We start from the raw sequence: 7,740 nt of genomic DNA, 5'->3' as shown, positions 1-7,740 counted from the left end.
CGGTTCCTCCTCATGTCAGGTACTGGATTTGGCTGATTATTAGAGGGATAATCATCGCATGCGCTGTTATAGCTCTCTTCTGGGCGTTTTTTCAGTTTGATCTTCAATACAAGAATTTTCAACATCAGATACGAAAGGTGTTAGTTGATCCATATGTCATAGAAATCGCTAATCCGCTCCAACCCCACGACAATATGAAATTGAGCATTAACATGTTCTCTAGGTATGTTTCTGCCCAATCTGGTGTTGATGCATATGTTACCCTTTATCCAGATCATGAGTATAGACATACAAATCAAATTATGAACTCTACTCTGCCCGAAGTCTATTACTTGTATTTTGATAATAGTAACTGCGAGTTCACAGGTAGACATTATGGAATCTATCCCGCATGTTATGCCGAGCTCGTAAGGTCCAGTGACTACGCTAATTACACTGGATATGCCTATGTGGTGTTCCCTCATATGGGAGAGTACGAGGTAAGGTTAACAGAATCCAAATCGCAAACACCAAAAAGTACTGACACGTTAGGACTCGAGCCAATAATTGTAGAATCGATGGAAGTGAATAATGACTTGGTGGCGTTCAGATTGAGCACGAATATCGCCTTGCTCTCGACTGCAATGGCTGGAATCGTTGCTTTGATTGGTATCATAACCTCATCGTTCTTCAGACATAGACTGATATGAGACTCTGGCCCCTGTCCAGAATATCCCGAAGATTCCAACAATTAGTAATACTGCTGCAAGCAAGCCCGCTGGAGTCTCGAAGATTGGTGTGTCTGAGTAAATTATTAAGTAACTAAGCATCATCATCGCAATTGGAATTAGTGTTATTGTAGAATGGCAAATGATGTCGAAAATGGCTAATCTTTTCAAACTATTAGTTTTGCAGCTTGCTTGCGTTCTGGATCACCGTGATCCACTTGTTCTCTCCTTCAATCTTTATTCCGGCTTGGCTTGCGGGAGTGTCACCGTTCAATCCCTCATGCGGTCTGAAGTAGTTGTGGTAGAGCTGATAGCCTTTCAGGATTGGCGTGTCCATCCTTTTGAGGCCACGCATGACCTTTTCCCTATCTCTCACCTCCCCGTTCAGCCTTTCCATTTTGTTGTTATTGTGGTCTTTGCGTAGGTGGATGTGCCTGATGTGGGTAGTTTGCGGCTTTCGGTTTGTCCAAAATTCTGATACGTACGCGTCCGCGAAATTCGCCGCGCCATCTGAAATCAGGGTTAGGGGCTTCTTACCGGCGATGCGCTTTCCGTCTTTGAACAACGGTGTCACATCTTCCGTTCCTTTCGTGTGTGCCACCTGCATCGAAATCCAATAGCGGGTTTGGTCATCCATGAGGGCATACATGTATTTTTGCGAGCCTTTTATCCTCAGATACAATTCGTCTGTTCTCCATGTGTCTGAAACTTGCGGCTTGAGTTTGTCTAGATACCCATCCATCAGAGTGACATAATGAGAAATCCAGCGATAGACAGACATGTGGCTCTTCTTTATTCCCTGAAGCGCCAAGAATTTCTGTATGTTCCTTAAGCTCTCCCCGCTAAAGTACAACTGCATGCAGCTTGTGATAGTCTCAGGCGTAGCACGTCTGCCCTCAAACCCTAGATTGAACGACATGCGCCCCCCGCATTCCCGGCATCTCCAACGCTGGATTTCGCCGTGCTTGGTCTTTCTCTTCGAGTCCCTTACGATGTGGGAGGAGCTGCATTTTTCGCATACACGAGTATCAATAGGCTTGATTATTGTCGGAATTAGGTTGGCTACCGTCTCCCTGAGCTTTCGGCTAAATTCTACTGCGAAAACGTGTTTGCACTTTTGCCCCCTATACAAGTGGTCAGGACACTGGCAGAGCCATCCCAGCTCGCTTAGGATAACCTGATATTCACCATGCCCGCTCTGCGACCTCACGGCGTAGTTTCTCTCGTCAATTCTCTTGACTTGACCGTTAAGCTGTGCTATTGTCAACCCTTTTTCTTCGCGGCTGTTCGTTTGCGGTATGTGGGTTTGCATTTATGGCACCATATCATATTATGGTGCCATAGTATATATTTGTTATGGTGCCATAAACTAACGGTGTTTGGTTGCAGCATGAGTCTCGAAAACGAGCTTACCATCTTCGACTTTTGGTTCCAGCTCTTGCCCCGCTTTCCATCCCAGCCTCTCGATAACCTCTTCGGGCACAGTCAGCACGTTTTTGTAATGGTCTTTGTCGTTGTAAGTGTAAGCATATCGCTTTTGTAGTTTCACTATTCCTCTCTCTCCTTTGACCATCCGCGCGAGTATAACACGGTATGTTAGATAAAGATTGTGGTGCCATAAGCAATAAACTTCTGATTCTGCCACAATGTGAGGAGCTATTCAGTATGGACATTATTCAATTTGAAATAGATGTCTGCCAGAGCTTCAAGCTGATTTTTCTCCACAATAACTGATCGAAAGTCGCCATTCAATTCTCTATCATTGCCTAGAAGCATTTCTGGGTTAAGGTTGGGTTGAATCCCCTGATTTTTTGGTGCGAAAAATGCCTTAATTCTATAGAAGAATGCATCGTCTTCCTTCTTATGAAGGTACAGCAAAGCAACATTTCGATACTGCCGTATGAAACACAGCATTATCGCGCTTAAGAGAGTAACATCCTGCCCTTCTATTATCACATGAATAAAATCCTTGAGAGTTTCTCCACTGAAAACACTTTCCGTCACGAATGCAATGTTAGCTTCTGCATGTACGAAAGTATATTCTCTTATTCGATTTCTTCCAGCTTCCATGACTATTCTGCTCTCTGGTTTCTCATCTATTTCGGATTGGGAATAGAAAACATCCAAGAGTGCATTGTCTATAGTCATTTGTTTGTTGACTCATCCAGATGAATGTTGTAAGGCTATTTATTGATGCATCCTACTAGGTAGCTATCTCAACCTCACCCGCTCAGTTACAGGGAGATGTATCACCCGCCAATGTGCCAGCACCCTAAAGCAGGTCTCCCTGCGGGCCCGGACATACATTAAATTACCCCACGAGCGAAATGCTTCATCATGAAGATGCTGAAGGAGATGCGCAAGTTCTGCCCAAGGTGCAAGACCCACACGGTGCAGTCTGTCGCCTTGTACAAGAAGGGCAAGGACAGGAAGGTTGCAGAAGGCGCCCGCAGGCACGCCGAGGACAAGAAGGGATACGGCGGCCAGAAGTTCCCCGAATTAAAGAGGACAGCCAAGACCTCTAAAAAGATGACGTTGCGCTATACATGCAAGACGTGCCAGAGAAAGACCATGAAACAGGGAATGAGGATTCGTAAACTGGAGATAGCATAGACATGAAGCGCGAAAAGATCCTCATACCAAAACCCCGGAGCAACTTTCTCTCGGTTCAGTGCGAGAAGTGCAGCGCAACTACGACGGTGTTCTCGCACACGACTTTGAACATCAAGTGCTCTGGCTGCGGCGAGCCGATAGCGGCAAGCGGCGGCTCAAAGGCCAAGATCCTTGGTAAAGTCGTCGGCACGCTTGACCAGTAGTTCGGCAAGCTCTTTTTCCCCTTTTGTGTTGACGTTCACTGCGATTTCTGCTCTGTTCATCGTCACGTAGCGTTCCTCGACCGGCCCTGCAACGCTTGCGTCAAACAGCGTTATTCCTGAATGGCAAAGGTCGCCCACGAGCACGCTCGGCCTGACGCCAAGCTTTTCCACAAAGCATTTTTCAGCGACGAGCGAAACCGCGGGCCCATGCTCTTTCAATAGAAGGTCAAGCGCCTCGCCGACTGCAGCCGGCGTCAGAAGGGGGATGTCAGCAGGGACGACGAGCACCCACTCATGCGCGAGTCTGGCAAGCAAGAACGACAGGTCCTGGGGATAGCCGGCGCCCGGAGTGTCGATTATGTCGACACCCCTTGAAGCCAGGAATTCCCTTGTCCTTGGCGTGTTTGGCGACACCGCAGCGATTATTCTGCTAAACCTGCCTGATTTTTCAAGCGCGCCAATTACCCGGTCGACATTATGCTTCCCACCAAGCTTTACCAACGGTTTTTCCTCTCCTGCGCCGAGCCGGGAGCCCGCTCCCCCGCACATCACGGCGGCTATCAAAGCATCACCGACGACAGGACTATGAGGGACGCAAGCCGCGTCACCTCGTTTGACGCCCCGAGCACGTCGCCCGAAATCCCGCCAAAGCTCTTCTTTGACGTGTGGCGCATGAGGGCGCCAAGAGCTATCGAGACGCCAAGCGCGGCCAGGCCGGCGTAGCCGGAGGCAAACCACACTATAGGGAGCATGATGCCGGTCGCGGCAGCCATCTTGCGGCCGTCCTTCATGGCGGCGGTAAACGGCGAACTGAAACCTTCCCACGCCGACGTGCCCCTGTAGGTCAAAAGCACCATGACGTACTTGGCTATCACTTCAGCAGCGATGATGCTTGTCAGGATCTGAAGGCCGGTAAAGCCGGCGCCAAACACGATTATCATGCCGGCAAAATACATGACAAGCGCGGCCACCCCGGCAGAGCCCACGGCCGGGTCGAGCATCGCCTTCCGCTTGTCCTCCTTGTCGCCTTTTGCCATCAGCCCGTCGGCAAAGTCGGCAAGGGCGTCGGTGTGGTGCACGCCAGTCAGGATAACGAGGCTGCCTGCAACTATGAGGCCGACCAAGAGCGGGTGCAAGAAGGGCGATATGCCAAAGGCCATGCCGCCCACGATGGCGCCCACTACGACGCCGGCAAGAGGGAACAGGTACATGTTCTTGGCAACATAGTGTATGTCGTGGAACTTGCCTGCCGGCAGTATGGTCAGGAAAGCGAGCACCGACTGAATGGGCCTAAGGGACGCCAAACAAAAGCCTCCACCAGCCGGCCAGATATAAAACTGACATCACCGGCGCCGAGAAAACCAAGAACAGCAAGACGGTTGTCAGCTTCATTATCGACACCGCCTGGCGGCACTTTTCAATATTCGCGAGCTCCCGCCCGTCGCCCAATGCATAATGGCCTATCTTCTCGAGCCTCACTCTGAGGGCGCCGGCCATAGTGGCCATCGGGTAGCCGGCGTTTGGTGAGAACGTCTTGGCGTGGTCGCGCTGGAGCACTTGCAGTGAGTTCTTCCAGTCTGCGCCAAGCATCTTTGCCGATGCGATCATCAAAAAGGCGGTTATCCTGGCAGGGACGTAATTGGCAAGCGTGTCGAGCCGGGCAGACATCCAGCCTATGTTGCGGTAATAGTCGTCCTTGTAGCCGACCATCGAGTCAAGCGTGTTTATCACCCTGTACGCAAAGGCGCCGGCCGGCCCAAAAAGCGAATAGTAGAAAACAGGGCCGGCTATGCCGTCTACAGTGCTTTCGCCCACGCACTCTATTGTCGCAGAAAGCACGTGCTGCTCGTCAAGGTCGTCTGTCTTGCGCCTCACTATCATAGAAAGGTTCTGCCTTGCCCCGGGCAGGTCACCCCTCCCGAGGCAATCTGTTATTGCCCGGGTGTGCCTCTCCATGCCCCTGACTGCAATCGTGATCTTTAGGATAATTGCTGAAAACGCGCCAAGCGCGAAAACGCCGGCCAGCTGAAAACTTGCAATCGCTGCAAAATGCACTGCAAGCCCGAACAGGCCGACCAGCAGTAAAGCAAGTGCTGTGCCCTTTGCCTTTTCAGCTGCGGCCGATCCTGACTTTAGCATTGGCACGAAATATCCCATCAGCCGGCCAAGCCAAGCCACCGGGTGGTAGCGGTTTGGCGGGTCGCCAAAAGCCCAGTCAAGTACAAGTCCGCCCGCAAGCGCGGCAAGGAGAGTAATCAAATACCAGCCACCTCTTCCAGCTGAGAGATGTCGACGCTCTCTCTTATTGCCTTTGCGAGGAGGTCTATCTGCCAGTCCCACGACTCTTGTGGGAGGTCAGGCCTGCTAGGGCCGCCCGTGAGCGAATCTTCCTCCGGCAGGTCGAAATCGATTTTCGGTATGACGCCAAGGACGCGCTTTTTCGTCATCGCATGCATCTGTTTTATCGCCGGCTCCAGCAGCGACTGGTCGCCCCTGAACTTGTTTATCAGAAAACCCTTGACCAACGCCCTGTGCTTTGCCTTCAGCAACTGCATAGTTCCCACGATGCTTGCAAAGCAGCCGCCCCGCTCGATGTCGGCCACGATTATGACAGGCGACCTAACTCTTTCTGCGACCAGCATGTTTGCAATGTCATATTTCGCAATGTTGACCTCTGCCGGCGAGCCCGCGCCCTCCATGACCACGATGTCGTGCTCCCTGCGCAGGCAGTCAAGGGCCTTGAGGGCAACAGGCAAACCCTGCTGCAGCGCAAACTTGCTGTAATAGTCCTTTGCATGCATCTCGGCGTAGAACCTGCCGTTTACCAGCACCTCGCTCCGGTAGTCGCCGAGCGGGCGCAAGAGCACGGGGTTCATGCTCACGCCGGGTTGCACCCTGGCAGCCACTGCCTGTATGGCCTGCGCCCGGGCCATCTTGCCGCCGTCTTCTGTCTGGTAAAGGTTGGAGGACATGTTCTGCGCCTTGTACGGCGCCACGCTGTAGCCGGCGTCGGAAAACACCCTGCACAGACCAGTCACCAGCGTGCTCTTGCCTGCACCCGAAGAGGTTCCCTGTATCATGAGCAGCCTAGCTCGCCTTGCCATCGTCCATCCTCTCAAGTGCCTTTTGCAGGATCAGGTTCTCCCTGTGCGTTTTCACGGCTATCCTAACGTGCTGCGAGCCCATGCCGGTAAACGTGCTGCAGTCCCTGACAAGCACGCCTGATTTTATAAGTAGCGCGTCACGAAATTCAGTGGAGTTACGGCCGTTTAGCTTTACAAGGAAATAGTTTGCGTCTGACGCAAGCGGCGCAAACGACCGCATTTTCTTGATCTTGTTGTAGAGAAATGTTTTCTCTTTTTTCACGAACCTGACTGTTTTTGTCAGGTGCGCTCTGTCTGAAATCGCGGCGACGCCCGCGGCCTGAGCAAGGCCGTTTACGTTCCACGGCACCCTGAACGCAGATAGTTTTTCAGTGACTTCAGGGGACGAGACGCTGTAGCCCAGCCTGAGGCCGGCAAGCCCATGGGACTTTGTAAGGGAGCGCAGGACCACGAGGTTGTCATGATCGGGAGCCATCTTCACCAGTGTGTCTGTCGTGCCGTCTGCCAGCTCGATGAAGCACTCGTCGAGCAGGATCCTTGTCGAGCTATCAGCGTTCTTGATTATTTTTTTTATTTCGCCGGTTGCAAGGAGGCCTGTTGGATTGTTCGGGTTGCAAAGAAATACCGCGTCCGCGCCTTTTGCCGCGTCGATGACTGTGCTGGCGCCAAGGCTGAAATCCGGCGCGAGCGGCACAAACATCACGTGCGCGCCGGCCCTCTGCGACGCAAGTTCGTACTCGCAGAATGTGGGCGCGGGAATCACTACGCGCCTTTTTGCAAACGCCTGGGCAAACCAGTGGATTATCTCGACCGCGCCATTGCCTACTGTTATCCTGCTGATGTCGGTCTCAAGGTGCCGCGCAAGGCTCTTTTTCAGGTCCCGGCACTCGGGGTCAGGGTACAAGGGCGCAAGTGACGACGCGCCATTCTTGATGACTGTTATGGCCTTCTTTGGCGCTCCAAGCGGGTTGACGCTGGAGCTGCAGTCCACCCTGACTAGCCTGTGGTCCACTGAATAAATACCGCCGTGAGAGCAGGCGCTTGCCACGCCGGATTATTGCCGCGGTCTGTATTTAGAATGTACGCTCAGCTATTTCCCCTTGAAGCTCATGA

Annotated in this window: 11 protein-coding genes; 3 read left to right on the top strand and 8 right to left on the bottom strand. The window is 52.1% G+C overall.

Annotated features, from left to right (window positions below; all coding sequences use genetic code 11):
* A partial coding sequence (locus VGA14_RS00440; protein WP_331001767.1) for a hypothetical protein occupies positions 1-689 on the top strand: 689 nt, incomplete at its 5' end.
* A 193-nt stretch (positions 690-882) separates the two neighbouring features.
* Here the strand turns inward: VGA14_RS00440 and VGA14_RS00435 are convergent.
* From VGA14_RS00435 to VGA14_RS00425, 3 genes are all read right to left on the bottom strand, one after another.
* On the bottom strand, positions 883-1,974 hold the full coding sequence (locus tag VGA14_RS00435) for a DDE-type integrase/transposase/recombinase (protein WP_331001766.1): 1,092 nt from the start codon (positions 1,972-1,974) through the stop codon (positions 883-885).
* 102 nt (positions 1,975-2,076) lie between these two features.
* Positions 2,077-2,280: an AbrB/MazE/SpoVT family DNA-binding domain-containing protein gene (locus tag VGA14_RS00430; protein ID WP_331001765.1), complete on the bottom strand. Its 204-nt coding sequence runs from the start codon at positions 2,278-2,280 to the stop codon at positions 2,077-2,079.
* A gap of 83 nt (positions 2,281-2,363) precedes the next feature.
* A complete protein-coding gene (locus VGA14_RS00425) occupies positions 2,364-2,855 on the bottom strand; it encodes a hypothetical protein (protein WP_331001764.1) in 492 nt (163 codons plus the stop codon).
* Between the two features lie 189 nt (positions 2,856-3,044).
* On the opposite strand from VGA14_RS00425, the gene VGA14_RS00420 reads away from it, so the two are divergent.
* Both VGA14_RS00420 and VGA14_RS00415 read left to right on the top strand, forming a co-directional pair.
* Entirely contained in the window at positions 3,045-3,320 is a 276-nt protein-coding gene (locus tag VGA14_RS00420) for a 50S ribosomal protein L44e (RefSeq protein ID WP_331001763.1), read from the top strand.
* A gap of 2 nt (positions 3,321-3,322) precedes the next feature.
* A complete protein-coding gene (locus VGA14_RS00415; protein ID WP_331001762.1) occupies positions 3,323-3,523 on the top strand; it encodes a 30S ribosomal protein S27e in 201 nt (66 codons plus the stop codon).
* On the opposite strand, the gene VGA14_RS00410 is transcribed toward VGA14_RS00415, so the two are convergent.
* Genes VGA14_RS00410 through VGA14_RS00390 form a run of 5 tightly spaced genes read right to left on the bottom strand, consistent with a single transcriptional unit; the run spans position 3,476 to position 7,675 of the window.
* On the bottom strand, positions 3,476-4,072 hold the full coding sequence (locus VGA14_RS00410) for an NTP transferase domain-containing protein (protein ID WP_331001761.1): 597 nt from the start codon (positions 4,070-4,072) through the stop codon (positions 3,476-3,478). The genes VGA14_RS00415 and VGA14_RS00410 overlap by 48 nt on opposite strands.
* An 11-nt stretch (positions 4,073-4,083) precedes the next feature.
* Positions 4,084-4,827: an adenosylcobinamide-GDP ribazoletransferase gene (gene cobS / locus VGA14_RS00405; RefSeq protein WP_331001760.1), complete on the bottom strand. Its 744-nt coding sequence runs from the start codon at positions 4,825-4,827 to the stop codon at positions 4,084-4,086.
* Entirely contained in the window at positions 4,814-5,782 is a 969-nt protein-coding gene (locus tag VGA14_RS00400; RefSeq protein WP_331001759.1) for a cobalamin biosynthesis protein, read from the bottom strand. The genes cobS and VGA14_RS00400 overlap by 14 nt, the downstream gene beginning before the upstream one ends.
* The gene (locus tag VGA14_RS00395; protein ID WP_331001758.1) at positions 5,779-6,627 is read right to left on the bottom strand and encodes a cobyric acid synthase; all 849 of its coding nucleotides are present in this window, start codon (positions 6,625-6,627) and stop codon (positions 5,779-5,781) included. Before VGA14_RS00395 ends, VGA14_RS00400 begins: the two co-directional genes overlap by 4 nt.
* A complete protein-coding gene (locus VGA14_RS00390) occupies positions 6,611-7,675 on the bottom strand; it encodes a histidinol-phosphate transaminase (RefSeq protein WP_331001757.1) in 1,065 nt (354 codons plus the stop codon). Before VGA14_RS00390 ends, VGA14_RS00395 begins: the two co-directional genes overlap by 17 nt.
* Between the last annotated feature and the right edge of the window lie 65 nt (positions 7,676-7,740).

It is taken from the genome of Nitrososphaera sp. (assembly GCF_036397675.1).
Lineage (GTDB): Archaea > Thermoproteota > Nitrososphaeria > Nitrososphaerales > Nitrososphaeraceae > Nitrososphaera.
This window is presented reverse-complemented; position numbering and strand designations above follow the sequence as displayed.

Coding starts and splice junctions, on each gene's coding strand:
- VGA14_RS00430 (WP_331001765.1), bottom strand. CDS start 2,280: ATGGTCAAAGGAGAGAGAGGAATAGTGAAACTACAAAAGCGATATGCT.
- VGA14_RS00425 (WP_331001764.1), bottom strand. CDS start 2,855: ATGACTATAGACAATGCACTCTTGGATGTTTTCTATTCCCAATCCGAA.
- VGA14_RS00420 (WP_331001763.1), top strand. CDS start 3,045: ATGAAGATGCTGAAGGAGATGCGCAAGTTCTGCCCAAGGTGCAAGACC.
- VGA14_RS00415 (WP_331001762.1), top strand. CDS start 3,323: ATGAAGCGCGAAAAGATCCTCATACCAAAACCCCGGAGCAACTTTCTC.
- VGA14_RS00410 (WP_331001761.1), bottom strand. CDS start 4,072: ATGTGCGGGGGAGCGGGCTCCCGGCTCGGCGCAGGAGAGGAAAAACCG.
- VGA14_RS00395 (WP_331001758.1), bottom strand. CDS start 6,627: ATGGCAAGGCGAGCTAGGCTGCTCATGATACAGGGAACCTCTTCGGGT.